15 protein-coding genes, 1 other RNA gene and 1 pseudogene are annotated in these 14,743 nt (G+C 63.4%); 8 read left to right on the top strand and 9 right to left on the bottom strand.

Annotation, left to right across the window (positions count from 1 at the left end):
- Nucleotides 1-84 precede the first annotated feature (84 nt).
- The 4 genes from ACAM42_RS10815 to ACAM42_RS10800 all read left to right on the top strand — a co-directional run bounded on the left by ACAM42_RS10815 (nucleotide 85) and on the right by ACAM42_RS10800 (nucleotide 2,463).
- Entirely contained in the window at nucleotides 85-1,440 is a 1,356-nt protein-coding gene (locus ACAM42_RS10815) for a hypothetical protein (RefSeq protein ID WP_369631997.1), read from the top strand.
- Nucleotides 1,441-1,564: 124 nt separating this feature from the next.
- On the top strand, nucleotides 1,565-1,708 hold the full coding sequence (locus ACAM42_RS10810) for a hypothetical protein (RefSeq protein ID WP_369631996.1): 144 nt from the start codon (nucleotides 1,565-1,567) through the stop codon (nucleotides 1,706-1,708).
- Nucleotides 1,709-1,757: 49 nt separating this feature from the next.
- A complete protein-coding gene (locus tag ACAM42_RS10805; protein ID WP_369631995.1) occupies nucleotides 1,758-2,018 on the top strand; it encodes a hypothetical protein in 261 nt (86 codons plus the stop codon).
- A 130-nt stretch (nucleotides 2,019-2,148) separates the two neighbouring features.
- A complete protein-coding gene (locus ACAM42_RS10800) occupies nucleotides 2,149-2,463 on the top strand; it encodes a hypothetical protein (RefSeq protein WP_369631994.1) in 315 nt (104 codons plus the stop codon).
- 18 nt (nucleotides 2,464-2,481) lie between these two features.
- Here ACAM42_RS10800 and ACAM42_RS10795 read toward each other — a convergent pair whose 3' ends face one another.
- Both ACAM42_RS10795 and ACAM42_RS10790 read right to left on the bottom strand, forming a co-directional pair.
- Nucleotides 2,482-2,700: a hypothetical protein gene (locus tag ACAM42_RS10795; protein WP_369631993.1), complete on the bottom strand. Its 219-nt coding sequence runs from the start codon at nucleotides 2,698-2,700 to the stop codon at nucleotides 2,482-2,484.
- Nucleotides 2,701-3,322: 622 nt separating this feature from the next.
- Nucleotides 3,323-3,465: pseudogene (locus tag ACAM42_RS10790) on the bottom strand (IS701 family transposase); the annotation flags it as partial.
- A gap of 285 nt (nucleotides 3,466-3,750) precedes the next feature.
- On the opposite strand from ACAM42_RS10790, the gene ACAM42_RS10785 reads away from it, so the two are divergent.
- On the top strand, nucleotides 3,751-4,635 hold the full coding sequence (locus tag ACAM42_RS10785; protein WP_255221068.1) for a cupin domain-containing protein: 885 nt from the start codon (nucleotides 3,751-3,753) through the stop codon (nucleotides 4,633-4,635).
- A 200-nt stretch (nucleotides 4,636-4,835) separates the two neighbouring features.
- Nucleotides 4,836-5,414 (top strand): substrate binding domain-containing protein, encoded by a 579-nt coding sequence (locus tag ACAM42_RS10780; protein ID WP_369632753.1) that lies wholly within the window; start codon nucleotides 4,836-4,838, stop codon nucleotides 5,412-5,414.
- Nucleotides 5,415-5,516: 102 nt separating this feature from the next.
- On the opposite strand, the gene istB is transcribed toward ACAM42_RS10780, so the two are convergent.
- The 7 genes from istB to ompA form a co-directional block, all read right to left on the bottom strand.
- The gene (istB, locus tag ACAM42_RS10775) at nucleotides 5,517-6,326 is read right to left on the bottom strand and encodes an IS21-like element helper ATPase IstB (protein ID WP_119558754.1); all 810 of its coding nucleotides are present in this window, start codon (nucleotides 6,324-6,326) and stop codon (nucleotides 5,517-5,519) included.
- Complete coding sequence (istA, locus tag ACAM42_RS10770) at nucleotides 6,319-7,830, bottom strand: IS21 family transposase (protein ID WP_119558755.1); 1,512 nt, start codon at nucleotides 7,828-7,830, stop codon at nucleotides 6,319-6,321. The genes istB and istA overlap by 8 nt, the downstream gene beginning before the upstream one ends.
- Nucleotides 7,831-7,924: 94 nt before the next feature.
- On the bottom strand, nucleotides 7,925-8,500 hold the full coding sequence (locus tag ACAM42_RS10765; protein WP_369631992.1) for a tyrosine-type recombinase/integrase: 576 nt from the start codon (nucleotides 8,498-8,500) through the stop codon (nucleotides 7,925-7,927).
- A 203-nt stretch (nucleotides 8,501-8,703) separates the two neighbouring features.
- Nucleotides 8,704-9,088: a transfer-messenger RNA gene (gene ssrA / locus ACAM42_RS10760) on the bottom strand.
- A gap of 12 nt (nucleotides 9,089-9,100) precedes the next feature.
- Complete coding sequence (locus tag ACAM42_RS10755; protein WP_369631991.1) at nucleotides 9,101-9,775, bottom strand: HAD family hydrolase; 675 nt, start codon at nucleotides 9,773-9,775, stop codon at nucleotides 9,101-9,103.
- Nucleotides 9,775-10,503, bottom strand: a complete 729-nt coding sequence (gene ubiG, locus ACAM42_RS10750; RefSeq protein ID WP_369631990.1) for a bifunctional 2-polyprenyl-6-hydroxyphenol methylase/3-demethylubiquinol 3-O-methyltransferase UbiG — start codon at nucleotides 10,501-10,503, stop codon at nucleotides 9,775-9,777. Before ubiG ends, ACAM42_RS10755 begins: the two co-directional genes overlap by 1 nt.
- A 129-nt stretch (nucleotides 10,504-10,632) precedes the next feature.
- Nucleotides 10,633-11,283, bottom strand: coding sequence for an outer membrane protein OmpA (ompA, locus tag ACAM42_RS10745; RefSeq protein WP_062468651.1), 651 nt, complete (start codon nucleotides 11,281-11,283; stop codon nucleotides 10,633-10,635).
- A gap of 224 nt (nucleotides 11,284-11,507) precedes the next feature.
- Between ompA and gyrA the strand changes: the two genes are divergently transcribed.
- Together gyrA and ACAM42_RS10735 are read left to right on the top strand one after the other, a co-directional pair.
- A complete protein-coding gene (gene gyrA, locus ACAM42_RS10740) occupies nucleotides 11,508-14,153 on the top strand; it encodes a DNA gyrase subunit A (RefSeq protein ID WP_062468652.1) in 2,646 nt (881 codons plus the stop codon).
- Nucleotides 14,150-14,737, top strand: coding sequence for a DUF2059 domain-containing protein (locus tag ACAM42_RS10735; RefSeq protein WP_235926701.1), 588 nt, complete (start codon nucleotides 14,150-14,152; stop codon nucleotides 14,735-14,737). Before gyrA ends, ACAM42_RS10735 begins: the two co-directional genes overlap by 4 nt.
- Nucleotides 14,738-14,743 lie beyond the last annotated feature (6 nt).

Genomic DNA, 14,743 nt, shown 5'->3' with positions numbered 1-14,743 from the left:
ACCTTCGACACTGGATTGCGGGTAGTGCCGACCCTACCGTGGAGGCCTTCTCTCTCACTCCACTTGAAAAAAGGAAGGCCCCTCATGACTACTCCTCGTCCCGTTCTTCGTGCATGGCGCGCACCTGCCGCGCTGATGGTGATGAACCTCGTGCTCGCGGCTTGCGGTGGGGGCGGCGGCGGAGGCGGTGGCTTCCCCGGCTTCGCCGTCGCCCCTGCACCGGCCCCTGCAGCCCAGGACACACCGCCGCCCCCCCCCGCGCCGGAAGACACCACGCCCGCCATCACCACGCAGCCATCGGACACCACCGTGGGCCAGGGCGTGGCCGCCACGCTGAAGGTGCAGGCCGTGCGCGCCACCGCCTACCAGTGGCAGCGCAGCGTCGATGGCGGCGCCAGCTGGAGCGATGTCGCCGGCGCCACCGGCAACAGCTTCACCACCGCCGCCGGCCAGTTGGCCGACAGCGGCCAGCAGCTGCGCGTGCAGGTGACGGGCGGCAACGGCAGCGTGACCAGCCATGCCGCCACGTTGACCGTGAAGCCCTGGGTCGCCACCGTGCTGGCGACCACCGGCGTGACCTACAACCGCCCCTACCAGCTCGTCCTGGACGCCAGCGGCGCGAACCTCTACGTGGCCATGGGCGGCAACGGCTCGGTCTACCGCATCGACACGGCCAGCGGCACCGGCGCCGAAGTCACACCGGGGTCGACCATGAATACGCCGTATGGCCTGGCACTGGCCGCCGACGGCACCCTGTACGTGAGCGACCAGCACCGCATCAACAAGATCGCCCCCAACGCCACCACCTACAGCACCTGGGTCGGCGGTGGCACGCCCGGCTATGCCGACAACCCGGCCACGCCGATGTTCGACAACCCTGCCAGCATCGCGCTCGACGGTGCAGGCAACCTGTTCGTGGCGGACCTGGGCAACAAGCGCGTGCGCAAGGTCGCACCCGATGGCACCACGAGCACGCTCGCGGGCGACGGCACGCAGGCCAACCTGGACGGGGTCGGCACCGCCGCCCAGTTCGCTCGCCCGCAGGGCCTGGCGATCAGCCGCGACGGCCGCACGCTGTACGACACGGACACCGACAGCCTGTGCCTGCGCAAGATCGACGTGGCCAGCGCCACGGTGAGCACGCCGCTGGGCGATTGCGCCAACGGCGGCGTGGTCGACGGAACGGCCGCCACGCCGGCCCGGCTCGGCTTCTCCTACGGCGTGACGGTGGATGCGCACGACAACGTGTTCCTGACCCATGCCTGGGACGGCGTGGCGCGCGTGGTCACGCCCGCGGGCGAGATCAGCACGCTGCGCGACAGCACCGGCGCGGCGATCGCGTTCAATTTCCCGATCGGCGTGGCGGTGGCCAGCGACGGCAGCGTCTACGTGGGCGCCTCCAACGGCAACCAGATCTTCAAGCTCACGCTGGCACCCTGAAGGGAACCGCTGGGTCTTCCGGCTCGCACCGCGCGAGCCGGCGACCTAGCCACAGGGCAGAAGCCTTCGTAGGGATAGGTCTGCCTTGCATTCATTCTCCTAAGAGTCGATGCTCGCAATTGAGATGACTCCGACCATCGTCGATCGGGGAGACGAGCCCGGTGGCGGTTCGCCCGATCAGCTCGGTGCGATGACCCGCGACCAGTACAAGATGTGGGGCGCCGTCGTGAAGGCCAACAACATCACGGCAGATTTACAGCGAAGCTGACGTGGCGCTTTCTTGGGAGCTTCAGTGCGCCGACAGGGGGTGATTCGACATGGCCGGACAGCCACTGGTCCTGTACTACGACATGACCGAAAAACTTTCAGATCACCTTCGCGCGAAGCGTGCGTATCCCGAAAAATTCGTTCTGAGTCCTCTCCTGCACGCTGACTATCTGCGTGATGTCGCATTGCTCAGTCAATCCCTGGAGAAGGACGTCGACCCCACCATGCACATGGGCGTACCTGTCGAGATTTCTGACACTACAGTCGGCGTCATGGTGGCCTGCTACGGCGTAGAGATCTGGTTGCTGTGACGTGCCGGCGCTATCTTTTGCTCTTGGTTGAGCTGGCCCCGGTTGCTTCTACGGTTCAACCGCGTGCAAGCTCGACGGTAGACCGCTAGAGTTTGGTCACCCCAACACGTCCCCCGCAAGGAGCGAAAAAATGGACAGAGAAGACGTGCTGGTCTTGTTGGACGCGAGTTTGCAACCCCTCTTCGAGGAGCACTTCGAGCAATCGGCTCGCATCACCTCGCTGCGCTTCTTGCTTGAAGATCTGTTCGCGGACATTTACTCGGATCGGCTGCCCGAGTTCACTGCACGCATGGATCGCATCCTCGAGCTAACACGCATGGCCTCGGTGAATGGCGGCCCCGCGAGTGCTGAGCGCTTGAGTGAGATGAAGGTGCGCGTCGCGACACATCTCGAACGCTTCCGAAGTGAGGCTGAGCGAAAAATTGTGGCGCGATCCTCTGGATAGACGTCCTCGAAGCGGCGCTTAGTCGTCGAAGGCAGGCTTGTCGCAAGCCAAAAGAATCGCGTCCAAAACTGCGTCCCTCGCGGCTTCGTCGGCATTGTCGCGACAGGCAGCGCACACATGGATTTCGGTCCCGTCCGCCGAGACGATTTGGACGATCCCCTCCCATGCGCCACCCGATTTTCGTTGCCGGGATGTCGGGAAATACAAGGCGTTTCCGCCACGGACGACGTCGAACATGCGACCAGCGTAGTCCAAAAATTCTATAGATTCAATTGCACGAACTTGTTGAGATCGCACTGGAAATTTCAGATCCACTCTGCGAAGCCGACGTTCGCGGACGACGGCTTGGGGCCCATGGCAGACACCAAGCCTTCCCAAAAGCGGTCACTTAAACGGAGCGGCCGAAATGGGCCCCAAAGCGGTTTGACGGCAACACCAGCCCTGGCGATCCAGCCGGGGTGCGATTACTAGGCAGAGATTCGGGGCTGATCGTGGAACCATCGGTCAAGGGGCTGTGACGTTGGCATGTCACAGGACGCCTCGCCTACTCGCCGAACCAGAGCACGAGCCACGCGCCGACAAAGGCGAGTGCCACCAGCATGTCGAAAGTCTCGCGCGACCACAAAGAGACGCGCACACCCAATGAGCGAATAGCAGACAACATTTTTCCCCTTCGTCTTCTCCGCGAACGCCCCCTCGGTTGAGCTTGCCTTACCCTCCCCTGGGCAGTCAATACGAAGATGGTCTCACCTCCACGGCTGCATCACGCTCGCTGTTTTGGAGAAGGTTCTGAGCCAGGTCGTTCAGACGGCGAAATGCAGTAGGCGCAACGTCCGCGGTCAGGTGTGCGGCACTCGCAGGACATGGGCGCCACGGTCCTGCTCGACAGGGGGAGCATCGGACCCGTGCAGTAACCACGAAGGCCCGCGCACCGGTCCGTGCGCCCCCAAGACCTTCGCTCAGGTGCCCAAGATGGAGATCGAACCGCTCGACTGCACTCACTGATCCTCCAGCACAAAGACCCCAACGTCCTTCGTTGAGGCTGGTCTCAAGGAGACGTCGCTTTGTAGTCAGGAAGTATTCAGAATTTCACCCCAATATCGATCCTGAAAGTACTGCTTTTGCCCCCGGACTTCACCCCGACCCCATTCAAGGGGGCGGGAGTCCGAAAGCGATCTGGAGGGTGCGATGCACGCAACCAGCATGAGTTCTGTCGGGACCTCGGAAACGACATACCGTGTGTGGATGGACGATCCCGGGAACTTCTCTACCCAGAGGATCACGCCGATGCACCACAACTTTCACGAGCACCCGTTGTTTCAAGTGCCCGAACTTGTGAAGCTCGGGATTGAACTCTCGAAGACGGACCAATGCAGGTTCATGAGTCCGGACAGAACGGTCTCGTCCTCGCTCGCGCACGACAACCGGCATCCCGACGGGCGCAGCATCGAGGAATTCTTCCAACGCATGGAAGAGCCGGGTTCGTCGGTTGCCTTCTACAACATCGAGGTCATCCCCCGCTATCAAGCGCTCCTGATGCTGGTGGTGAACTCCATGCGCTCCCTCGTGGAGCGCGAGCAACCGAACATCTTCAGGGTGAATGGATTCGTCTTCTTCTCTGCCCCGCCTTCCGTCACGCCCTTTCACATCGATCGCGAGAACAACTTCTGGCTGCAGTTGCATGGGCACAAGCTCCTCAACGTATGGGATCACCGTGATCGCAGCATCGTGCCGGCCGATGCCGTGGAGGACTTCATCGTCACGCAGTCGCTCAAGAAAGTGCGCTTCGATGAATCCTTCCTGCCGCGCGGACAGGAGTTCGATGCACACCCGGGGGATGCCGTGTACTTCCCGAGCACCTCGCCCCACATGACGAGATCCTTGGTTGACCGAACCACCGCTGGCAATCGCCTGTCGATCTCGATCGGGGTGACCTTCTACACCGCAGTCACGCGCGAGGTGGCCCGCATTCATCAGGTGAACCGGCTGATGCGAAAGTGCGGCCTGTCACCCTCGTACCCGGGAGAGTCGCCGACCGCGGACGCAGTCAAATCGACCGTTGGCGGCGTGGTCGGCGCCGGGCGCGCGCGGCTCGGTGTCGCGCGCGCCCGATTCATCAGCCTGACCACGACCCGACGCTTGAAGCACATTCCGCCTCCGGGCTCCTACTGAAGAACGCGCCTGCAGGAGCGGGCCAAATACCATCCAGCGTCTTGCGACGGCGCTGCGAACGTCCGCTGTGCGGTGAATCAGAGCTCGGTGACGAAGGACTGGTTCTGGCCGATTGCCGTCGTCGGGCTCAGAGCTACGGATGTCTGCATTGAGCCCGACACCCGACGCCGGGTTCGTGGGCTCGGCATCACTTCGCACCGCTGCTGAAGGAGTACACAACCCGCTACCCAAACGTGAACGTGCAAGTCGAGGTGTCCAACCGGTACTACGACCTGATCGACAACAACATCGACGTGGCCATCCGCACCCGCAAGTTCGAGAACGACTCCAGCATCACCATACGTCGGCTCGCATCCACGTGGCGCATCCTGGCGGCATCACCCGGCTACCTGGACACCCACGGCGCACCCCGTAGCGTCGAGGAGTTGGCGAGCCGCCCAGTCCTGCTCTACACCTACAGCAACACCCCGAACGAGCTCACGTTCCGCCGAAACGACGAAGTACAGACCCTCCACGTGAAAGGCCTGCTGGAATCAAACGACGACCTGGTGGCCGGCCAGCTCATCTCGGTGCTGGACGACTGGGATCTTCCGCGGCTCACGATCAACATCGCTTTTCAGAGTCGACGCCATATTTCTGCCAAGGTGCGCACCTTCATCGACTTCCTGATGGCGCACTTCGAGCGGGTGTGTCCGCGCCGAAGTAGAACTGAGCCACCGCGCCGCTTGAATCGTGAGCCAGGGGTGGAAGCCGACGCAGCAATGGTCGGCTGTGGATAAGTGTATGTCTTGCCTTGTTCTGTGACCTCCTTTCGCTTCTGTGATCGAACTCATAAGGCGCGAAGGGCGTAGCCCGTAGCGCCTTGCCACGCGCGGCGGCGGTCAATCAGCGGCGTCTGTTGGATCGGCCTTGGCGCCTGTCTTGCGGGTCTGCTCCCTGGCCTTGATGCGCTTCTTCGCCGTGGCGCTGCTGTGCAGGAATCGATGGCTCTCGTTGCCCGTCTCCACGATGTGACAGTGGTGCGTGAGGCGGTCGAGCAACGCGGTCGTCATCTTGGCGTCGCCGAACACCGTCGACCATTCGGCGAAGTCCAGGTTGGTTGTGATCACCACGCTGGTGTGCTCGTACAGCTTGGACAGCAGGTGGAACAACAGCGCGCCGCCGGCCTGACTGAACGGCAGGTAGCCCAGCTCGTCCAGGATCACCAGATCCATTCGCAGCAGGCTCAGCGCGATACGACCGGCCTTGCCTTGGGCCTTCTCCTGCTCCAGTGCATTGACCAGATCGACCGTCGAGTAGAACCGCACGCGCTTGCCGTGGCGCGTGATGCCCGACACGCCCAGAGCCGTTGCCAGATGGGTCTTGCCTGTGCCCGGACCACCGACCAAGACAACGTTGTGCGCGGCCTCGGTGAACTCCAGCATTGCGAGCAGGTGAACCAGCTTCTGGTCGACCACCGACGCGTCGAAGTCGAAGCCCGCCAGATCCCGGTGCACGGGGAAGCGCGCCGAGCTCATCTGGTGCTGCACTGAACGCATCGACCGGTCCGTGGTCTCAGCCTGCAGCAGATGTTCGACCAGCCAGCGCGAGGCATCCAGGCCGGACGCAGTTCCTTGCTCCGCCAGATCGCACCAGGCACTGGCCATGCCGTGCAGGCGCAGTGCCTTGAGTTCGACGGTCACATCACGCATGGTCCACCTCCTGTCCACGCAGGCTGTCGTAGCGTGCCGTGTTGGCCAGCGGCGGCGTGACGATCTGCAGCGCTGTCTCGGCACTCTGCGGTGTTGCCGGCGCGGTGAGCCGGCCGAGCACATTGACGACGTGCTCCACGCTGACCCGTCCTGACGGCGGACCGCTCTCCAGCGCCAACTCGACCGCCACGATCACCGCGTCCAGCCCCGCCGTCGGCACGATGGCCAACACCTGGGCCATCACGCGATCTCCACCGGCCTGGCGCAGCAAGCCGCGGCGCAGTTGCTGCAGCGCTTCGGGCATGTCTGCGAAGGGCGCACCGTTCCTCAATGCACCAGGCTTGCGCTGGATGAGCGGAATGTAGTGCTGCCAGTCGTAGCGAGTGCCCCCAGAGGCGCTCAGGCGCTCGTGGCGCGCCACCGCCGCGTCTTCTGCGACCACCACGACGTTGCCCGGGTACAGCCGCGTGCTGACCATCTGCCCGGCCAGCTCGCATGGCACCGAGTAGCGATTGCGTGCCACCGACACCAGGCAGGTGCTCGACACCCGCGCTGGCTTCTCTACGTAGCCATCGAAGGGCTCAGGCATGGGCATCAGGTGGGGACGCTCGTGCTCGAGCATCTCGGCCACGCTGAACTGGCTGTGCTCGGGATGCCGGACCTCGTTCCACAGCGCCCGGCAGCGCTCCGCCAGCCAGGCATTGAGTTCGACGAAGGAGCCGAAGCGACGCCGGGCCGCCTCGATCCAGATGCGCCGACGGCTGTCCTGCACGTTCTTCTCCACACGCCCCTTCTCCCAGCCCGAGGCCACGTTGCAGAAGTCGGGGTCGTACAGGTAGTGCGCGCACATCACGGCGAAGCGGGCATTGACGGTGCGGCCCTTGCCCTTGTGAACCTTGTCCACTGCGGTGCGCATGTTGTCGTAGATCCCGCGGCGCGCCACACCGCCCAGCGCTGCGAACGATCTCGTATGGGCGTCGAACAGCATCTCGTGGCCTTGGCTCGGGTACGCCACCAGCCAGAACGCACGGCTCGCACACAGCTTCAGGTGCGACACCTGCATGCGGTAATAGATGCCGCCGACAACCAGGCCTTCTTCGCTCCAATCGAACTGGAAGGCTTCGCCCAGCTCGAAGTTCAGCGGTACGAACGCCGTGACGTTGACTGTCTGCCCCTCACCCTGGCGCCACGTCCGCACGAAGTCAGTGATGGCTGAGTAGCCGCCGTTGTAGCCCGCAGCCTTGATCTCGGCGTGCAACGCGCGTGCCGTGCGTCGTTCGTGCTTGGGCCGCCTGGCATCGGCTGTCAATGCCTGCTTGAGTGCTTCCTCAAACGGGCTGAGCTTGTTCGGGCGCGGCTCGCGCCGGTACTTCGGCGCCTCCTTCACTGGTGCGCGCAGCCACTTCGACACCGTGTTGCGAGACAGCCCCGTCCTGCGCGCAATCTCTCGCTCCGACAGCTTGTCCCTCGCGTGCAGCCGTCGGATCTTGCCAATCATGTCCATGGTGATCACTCCTCGAACCCCGCCGCTTAAATAAACAGCAGGGTAGGTTGAACACCTGGCTCACTTTTACTTCGGCACTACGTACAAAACTGGCTCAGTTTCCGGTCGGCGCCAACATCCTGCCGGTAGCGACTCCATACCGCCACACTTGGCGGGCCAGCATCAGGCCTCGATCAGCCGTTTCGATCGCACCACGCTCCTCCACCTTGCGGAGTGTGGCCAGAAGCTCCACAGGTTCGATCTCAGCCAATCGACGCTCGCCCAGCCAGGGGAACAGGTCGCGCTCGAACTGACGTAGCGCGCGCTCCGCGTGGCCAGCGCTCCATTGATCCTTCTGCTTCCCGTACCACTCCATGGCCACCACGCTGAAGGTGTCGCCAGCGGGGTTGCTCGCCTTGAGCTTCTGCACCTTGCGCGCCTGGACCGGATCGATGCCATCAGCCTTCTGAAGCTTGGCAGTGTCTCGAGCCTTGCGCGCCTCCGCCAAGCTCATCGCCGGGTAGCTGCCCAATGCCATGCGCCCCTCTTTCCCATCCGCATAGGTCTTCCAGAACCACCGCTTCGAGCCGGCGGGGCTCACCTCCAGATACAAGCCAGAGGAATCGGTGAATCGCGCTCGCTTCTTGTCGGGAGGACAGGCGGCGTTCTTGCAGTGTTTGTCGGTCAACATGGGCGGGGCAGTCCGAAAAGCAGAAAAACCGGGGAACAAGCGCCCGGAAAAACTGGATTCTGCCCGATTGTTCCCCGGCCCGTTCCCCGGTTTTGAGTCGGCTACAAGTGGACTCCATCGGATATCACTGGACTGCCAGCAGGCGATTCCCCAATGAAAAAGGGCGTTCACTGGACTTCAGTGAACGCCCTCGGACGTTATGTTGGTGGAGCTGGGGGGATTTGAACCCCCGTCCGCAAGCCTTCATCGCGCAGTTCTACATGTGTAGTGATCTGATTTAAGTCTCGCTTCCGGAGTCGCGCAGTCACACGCTAAACCGGACGCCAGCACCCTATTTTCTCGCCCCGACCCAAGGTACCCGGATCGGAGCCAGCCCATGTAATTATCCTTGCAGCCGGGAGGTCAGGATTGCTCCAGACCCCCTTGCCCAGCCCATCGGCCAACTGTTGCAAGGCTCACTGGCAATTAAGCAGCGAGTGCGAAACGTTCGTCGTTTGCAGTTAGTTTGTTTGAATCTGTTTTACGAGCGCATTCAGCTCGACATGCCCCGCTGCGACTCCGAACCCACGTCGAAACCAGTGCAGCCCCAAGCGACTCATTTTAGGCGCTATTGAGTAACTTCAAGAGCTCCAGGGGCGAAGAGATTGAGGCATCGGCTTTCCACAGCACCGCATCGGCCTGCGAACCCATGTAACCGTAGGTGGCCGCCACGGTTCCCATGCCCGCGGCGCGGCCCGCGATGATGTCGCGCTCGTCGTCCCCCACGTAGATGCAGGCCTCTGGCGCCACGCCAAGACGGCGCGCCGCCTCGTGCAACGGCTCGGGGTGCGGCTTGGCGAACGGCGTGGTGTCGCCGCTCACGATCGCGCCGGCGCTCGCGAAGAGCGGCATCGCGGCGGTCAGCGGTTCGGTGAAGCGGGCCGACTTGTTGGTGACCACGCCCCAGCGCAGGCCGCGCTCGCGGATCGCCTCGATCAGCGGCGCCACACCGTCGAACACGAGGGTGTTGAGCAGCATGCGGCGCTCGTAGCCGACGTAGAACTCCTCGCGCAGCGCATCGAACTCCGGCGCATCGGGCGTGATGCCGAAGGCGATGCCGAGCATGCCGCGTGCGCCGGCGCCGGCCATCGGGCGGTAGCGCTCCAGTGGATAAGGCGCCAGGCCACGGTCCGTGCGCATCTTGTCGGCCGCCGCGCCCAGGTCGGGCGCGCTGTCGATCAGCGTGCCGTCAAGGTCGAACAGGATGGCCTGTGTGGTCGTGCTCCCGATCTTCATCACCCCTGCGCCTCCGGCGGCGCCGGCTTCTGGGTCGCGAAGAGGTAGTTGACGCTGGTGTCGGCGCTGAGCCAGTAGCGGCGGGTCAGCGGGTTGTATTCCATTCCCCGGGTGTGGCGCAGGTCCAGGCGGGCAGCGCGGCAGTAGCCGGCCAGTTCGCTGGGGCGGATCAGCTTGGGGTACTCGTGCGTGCCGCGTGGCAGCATGCCCAGGACGTACTCGGCGCCCACGATCGCCAGCATGAAGGACTTCAGGTTGCGGTTGATGGTCGAGAAGAACACCCAACCGCCCGGCTTCACCAGCGTGGCGCAGGCCTGGATCACCGACGCCGGATCGGGCACGTGCTCCAGCATTTCCATGCAGGTGACCACATCGAAGCTGCCGGGCTGCTCGGCTGCCAGCGCCTCGGCACTGACTTCGCGGTACTTGACGCCGCGCGTCCCGGCTTCGAGGGCGTGCAGTTGAGCGACCTTGAGCGCCTTGGTCGCGAGGTCGACGCCCAGCACGTCGGCGCCCTTGCGCGCCATCGAATCGGCCAAGATGCCGCCGCCGCAGCCGATATCGACCACGCGCTGGCCCGAAATAGGCGCAATACCGTCAATCCATTCCAACCGCAATGGATTGATTTCGTGCAGCGGGCGGAATTCGCTCTCCAAATCCCACCACCGGTGTGCGAGTTCCGAAAACTTGGCCAGTTCGGCCGGGTCTGCATTCACGTTTTCTGTCATGGGGCAATTATGAAGCGAGCAAAGCCCGGCTCGAAAGCAATGGGCTTGCATCAGGCGGCGCCGCAAATACGGCAGGCATAAAAAAACCCCGCCGAGGCGGGGTTTTCATTCGTCGATGGAATCGATCGATCAGTTGGCGCGGGTGCCAACCACTTCGATTTCCACGCGACGGTTCTTGGCGCGGCCTTCCTTGGTGCGGTTGTCAGCCACAGGCTGCTTCTCGCCCTTGCCTTCGGTGTAGACGCGGTTGCGTTCGATGCCCTTCGAGACCAGGAAGGCCTTGACGGCTTCGGCGCGACGCACCGACAGACGCTGGTTGTAGGCGTCGGTACCGATGGAGTCGGTGTGACCCACAGCGATGATGACTTCGAGGTTCACGCCACGGATCTTCTCGACCAGGTCGGTCAGCTTGGCGCGACCTTCGGGCTTCAGCACCGACTTGTCGAAGTCGAAGAAGGCGTCAGCAGCGAAGGTGACCTTCGAAGCAGCGACTTGTGCGGCAGGCGGAGCGACCGGAGCGCCAGGCGTGGGAGCCACAGCAGCCGGAGCAGCCGGAACCAGAGCGCCGTCGCAACCGGCGGCAGCCGTTGCGGGCGTCCAGTTGGCATCGCGCCAGCACAGTTCGTTCGTGCCGTTCTTCCAGACCAGTTCGCCGGTGCCGTTTTGCCAGTTGTCGATCGTAGGACCGCCGTTCGCAGCGGTGACACGGGTCTGCGCGCCGGCGGCAGTGGCGAGCGCAGCGACTGCAAACATCATCGCCACTTTATTCAGTTTCTTCATGGTTCTCCTCTTGGGGAAAAAGCCGCAGCCGCGCTGCGAATCAAGGACGCTTTAAGTGACCACCACCCAAAACGTTGAGACGATTGTGCCATAGGGTCTTTGGCAAACAGGCCGCTGGACGCCCCTGAAGCGTAGGACGGAGGCGGAATAGAGCCCTTGTGTTGCGGCGGTGCGACACCCCTCACAGCGTAAAATTTCGCCTTCCTGCCGCCAGCCTCTTGCTCATGACCTCCTTCGCCAAAGAAACCCTGCCCATCAGTCTCGAAGAGGAAATGCGCAGCAGCTACCTCGATTACGCCATGAGCGTGATCGTCGGCCGGGCGCTTCCCGACGCCCGCGATGGCCTCAAGCCGGTGCACCGGCGCGTGCTGTACGCGATGCACGAGCTCAACAACGACTGGAACCGGCCGTACAAGAAGTCGGCCCGTATCGTCGGTGACGTGATCGGTAAATACCACCCGCACGGCGACCAGTCGGTCTACGACACCATCGTCCGGCTGGCCCAGGACTTCTCGATGCGCCACATGCTGGTCGACGGCCAGGGCAACTTCGGGTCGGTCGACGGCGACAACGCCGCCGCAATGCGTTATACGGAAATCCGGCTGGCCAAAATTGCGCATGAAATGCTGGCCGATATCGACAAGGAAACTGTCGACTTTCAGGACAATTACGACGGCTCCGAAAAAGAACCGAAAGTTTTGCCCAGCCAGCTGCCGAATTTGCTGGTCAATGGCTCCGGCGGTATTGCGGTCGGCATGGCCACCAATATCCCGCCGCACAACCTGAATGAAGTGGTGGATGCCTGCCTGTATCTGCTGCGCAATCCGCAGGCGAGCATCGACGAACTGATGGAAATCGTGCCGGCGCCCGACTTCCCCACCGCCGGCATCATCTACGGCATCAACGGCGTGAAGGACGGCTACCGCACCGGCCGCGGCAAGGTCGTGATGCGCGCCAAGTGCCACTTCGAGGACATCGACCGAGGCCAGCGCCAGGCGATCATCGTCGACGAGCTCCCCTACCAGGTCAACAAGAAGACGCTGCAGGAGCGCATGGCCGAGCTGGTGCACGAGAAGAAGATCGAAGGCATCAGCCACATCCAGGACGAATCCGACAAGTCGGGCATGCGCCTGGTCATCGAGCTCAAGCGCGGCGAAGTGCCCGAGGTGGTGCTCAACAACCTCTACAAGCAGACGCAGCTGCAGGACACCTTCGGCATCAACATGGTGGCGCTGGTCGACGGCCAGCCCAAGCTGTGCAACCTGAAGGACCTGATCGAGGTCTTCTTGCAGCACCGCCGCGAAGTGGTCACGCGCCGCACCGTCTTCACGCTGCGCAAGGCCCGCGAACGCGGCCACGTGCTCGAAGGCCTGGCGGTGGCGCTGGCCAACATCGACGAGTTCATCCGCATCATCCGCGAGTCGCCCACCCCGCCGGTCGCCAAGGCCGAGCTCATGACCCGCAGCTGGGACAGCAAGCTGGTGCGCGAAATGCTCACGCGTTCGCGCGCCGACGGCGGCGTGATCAACGCCGACGACTACCGCCCCGAAGGCCTCGAGCGTGAATACGGCATGGGCGGCGACGGCCTGTACCGCCTGTCGGAAACGCAAGCGCAGGAAATCCTGCAGATGCGTCTGCAGCGCCTGACCGGCCTCGAGCAGGACAAGATCGTCGCCGAGTACAAGGACGTCATGGCCGAGATCGACGACCTGCTCGACATCCTGGCCAAGCCCGAGCGCGTCTCGATCATCATTGGCGACGAACTCGGCGAGATCAAGCAGGAGTTCGGCCAATCGAAGATCGGCGCCCGCCGCAGCCTGGTCGAGCACAGTGCCTACGACCTCTCGACCGAAGACCTGATCACGCCGACCGACATGGTGGTCACGCTCTCGCACAGCGGCTACATCAAGAGCCAGCCGCTGGGCGAGTACCGCGCGCAAAAGCGCGGCGGGCGCGGCAAGCAGGCCACGTCCACCAAGGACGACGACTGGATCGATCAGCTCTTCATCGCCAACACGCACGACTACATCCTGTGCTTCTCCAACCGCGGCCGGCTGTACTGGCTCAAGGTGTGGGAAGTGCCGGCGGGTTCGCGCGGCTCGCGCGGACGTCCCATCGTCAACATGTTCCCGCTGCAGGAAGGCGAGAAGATCAACGTCGCCCTCGCCCTCACCGGCGAGAAGCGCAACTTCCCGGCCGACCAGTACGTGTTCATGGCGACCTCGATGGGCACGGTCAAGAAGACGGCGCTCGACGAATTCAGCAACCCGCGCAAGGGCGGCATCATTGCCGTGAACCTCGATGAAGGCGACTACCTCATCGGCGCGGCGCTCACCGACGGCAAGCACGACGTGATGCTCTTCAGCGACAACGGCAAGGCCGTGCGCTTCGACGAGGAAGACGTCCGCCCGCTGGGCCGCAACGCCCGCGGCGTGCGCGGCATGTCACTGGAGCCGGGCCAGGGCGTGATCGCCATGCTGGTGGCCGAGGACGAGCAGCAGAGCGTGCTCACCGCCACGGAAAATGGTTACGGAAAACGCACAAGCATTACCGAATACACGCGTCATGGCCGCGGAACCAAAGGCATGATCGCGATTCAACAGAGTGAGCGCAACGGCAAGGTCGTTGCCGCCACGCTCGTTCATGCGGACGATGAGATCATGCTCATCACCGACAAGGGTGTGCTCGTGCGCACCCGTGTGGCCGAGATTCGCGAACTGGGTCGGGCGACGCAAGGCGTCACGCTGATCGGGCTCGACGAAGGCGCCAAACTCAGCGGGCTTCAACGCATCGTCGAAAACGACGCGAACGGCGAAGGTGAGCCGGACGCAGACGACACTTCCACATCTTCAACGGAGAATCCTCAGTGAAAAAACAACTCAAGCTCGCACTCCTGACCGCTGCCCTCGCCGGCTCGTCCATGGCCGCCATGGCCCAGGACAAGGCCACGCTGATCAAGCAGTTCATCGAGATCCAGCGCCCTGGCATCGAGTCGCTGGCACGCGGCCTGATCGAGCAGTCGAGCGCCCCCATCGCGCAAGCCGGTTCGCAGTACCTGCAGACCCAGGTGCCCGAAGCCAAGCGCGAATCCGCCGCCAAGGCCGCCGACGCCGAGCTGAAGAAGTACTTCGACGACGCCTACCCGCTGGTGCGCGACAAGGCCGTGCAGATCGCCCCTGGCGCCCTCACGCCCATCCTCGAGCAGAACTTCAGCGAAGACGAACTCAAGCAGCTGCTGGCCTGGATCAACTCGCCCCTGAGCAAGAAGTACCAGGAACTGAACCCGAAGATGCAGACCGCTCTGACGGAAAAGCTGGTGACCGAAACCCGCGCCACCATCGAACCCAAGATGCGCGCACTCGACACCAACGTCGCCAAGGCCCTCGGTGCTCCGACCGACGGTGCAGCAGCTCCCGCCAAGGCGCCCGCCGCCAAGGCTCCCGCCAAGAAGTAAAGCAAC

This window comes from Variovorax sp. V35 (assembly GCF_041154465.1).
In the GTDB taxonomy this organism is placed as follows: Bacteria; Pseudomonadota; Gammaproteobacteria; order Burkholderiales; family Burkholderiaceae_C; genus Variovorax; species Variovorax boronicumulans.
This window is presented reverse-complemented; position numbering and strand designations above follow the sequence as displayed.

Excerpts from the sequence above, each read along its gene's own strand:
- ACAM42_RS10815 (WP_369631997.1), top strand. The coding sequence starts at position 85 with ATGACTACTCCTCGTCCCGTTCTTCGTGCATGGCGCGCACCTGCCGCG.
- ACAM42_RS10810 (WP_369631996.1), top strand. The coding sequence starts at position 1,565 with ATGACTCCGACCATCGTCGATCGGGGAGACGAGCCCGGTGGCGGTTCG.
- ACAM42_RS10805 (WP_369631995.1), top strand. The coding sequence starts at position 1,758 with ATGGCCGGACAGCCACTGGTCCTGTACTACGACATGACCGAAAAACTT.
- ACAM42_RS10800 (WP_369631994.1), top strand. The coding sequence starts at position 2,149 with ATGGACAGAGAAGACGTGCTGGTCTTGTTGGACGCGAGTTTGCAACCC.
- ACAM42_RS10795 (WP_369631993.1), bottom strand. The coding sequence starts at position 2,700 with ATGTTCGACGTCGTCCGTGGCGGAAACGCCTTGTATTTCCCGACATCC.
- ACAM42_RS10785 (WP_255221068.1), top strand. The coding sequence starts at position 3,751 with ATGCACCACAACTTTCACGAGCACCCGTTGTTTCAAGTGCCCGAACTT.
- istB (WP_119558754.1), bottom strand. The coding sequence starts at position 6,326 with ATGCGTGATGTGACCGTCGAACTCAAGGCACTGCGCCTGCACGGCATG.
- istA (WP_119558755.1), bottom strand. The coding sequence starts at position 7,830 with ATGGACATGATTGGCAAGATCCGACGGCTGCACGCGAGGGACAAGCTG.
- ACAM42_RS10765 (WP_369631992.1), bottom strand. The coding sequence starts at position 8,500 with ATGTTGACCGACAAACACTGCAAGAACGCCGCCTGTCCTCCCGACAAG.
- ACAM42_RS10755 (WP_369631991.1), bottom strand. The coding sequence starts at position 9,775 with ATGAAGATCGGGAGCACGACCACACAGGCCATCCTGTTCGACCTTGAC.
- ubiG (WP_369631990.1), bottom strand. The coding sequence starts at position 10,503 with ATGACAGAAAACGTGAATGCAGACCCGGCCGAACTGGCCAAGTTTTCG.
- ompA (WP_062468651.1), bottom strand. The coding sequence starts at position 11,283 with ATGAAGAAACTGAATAAAGTGGCGATGATGTTTGCAGTCGCTGCGCTC.
- gyrA (WP_062468652.1), top strand. The coding sequence starts at position 11,508 with ATGACCTCCTTCGCCAAAGAAACCCTGCCCATCAGTCTCGAAGAGGAA.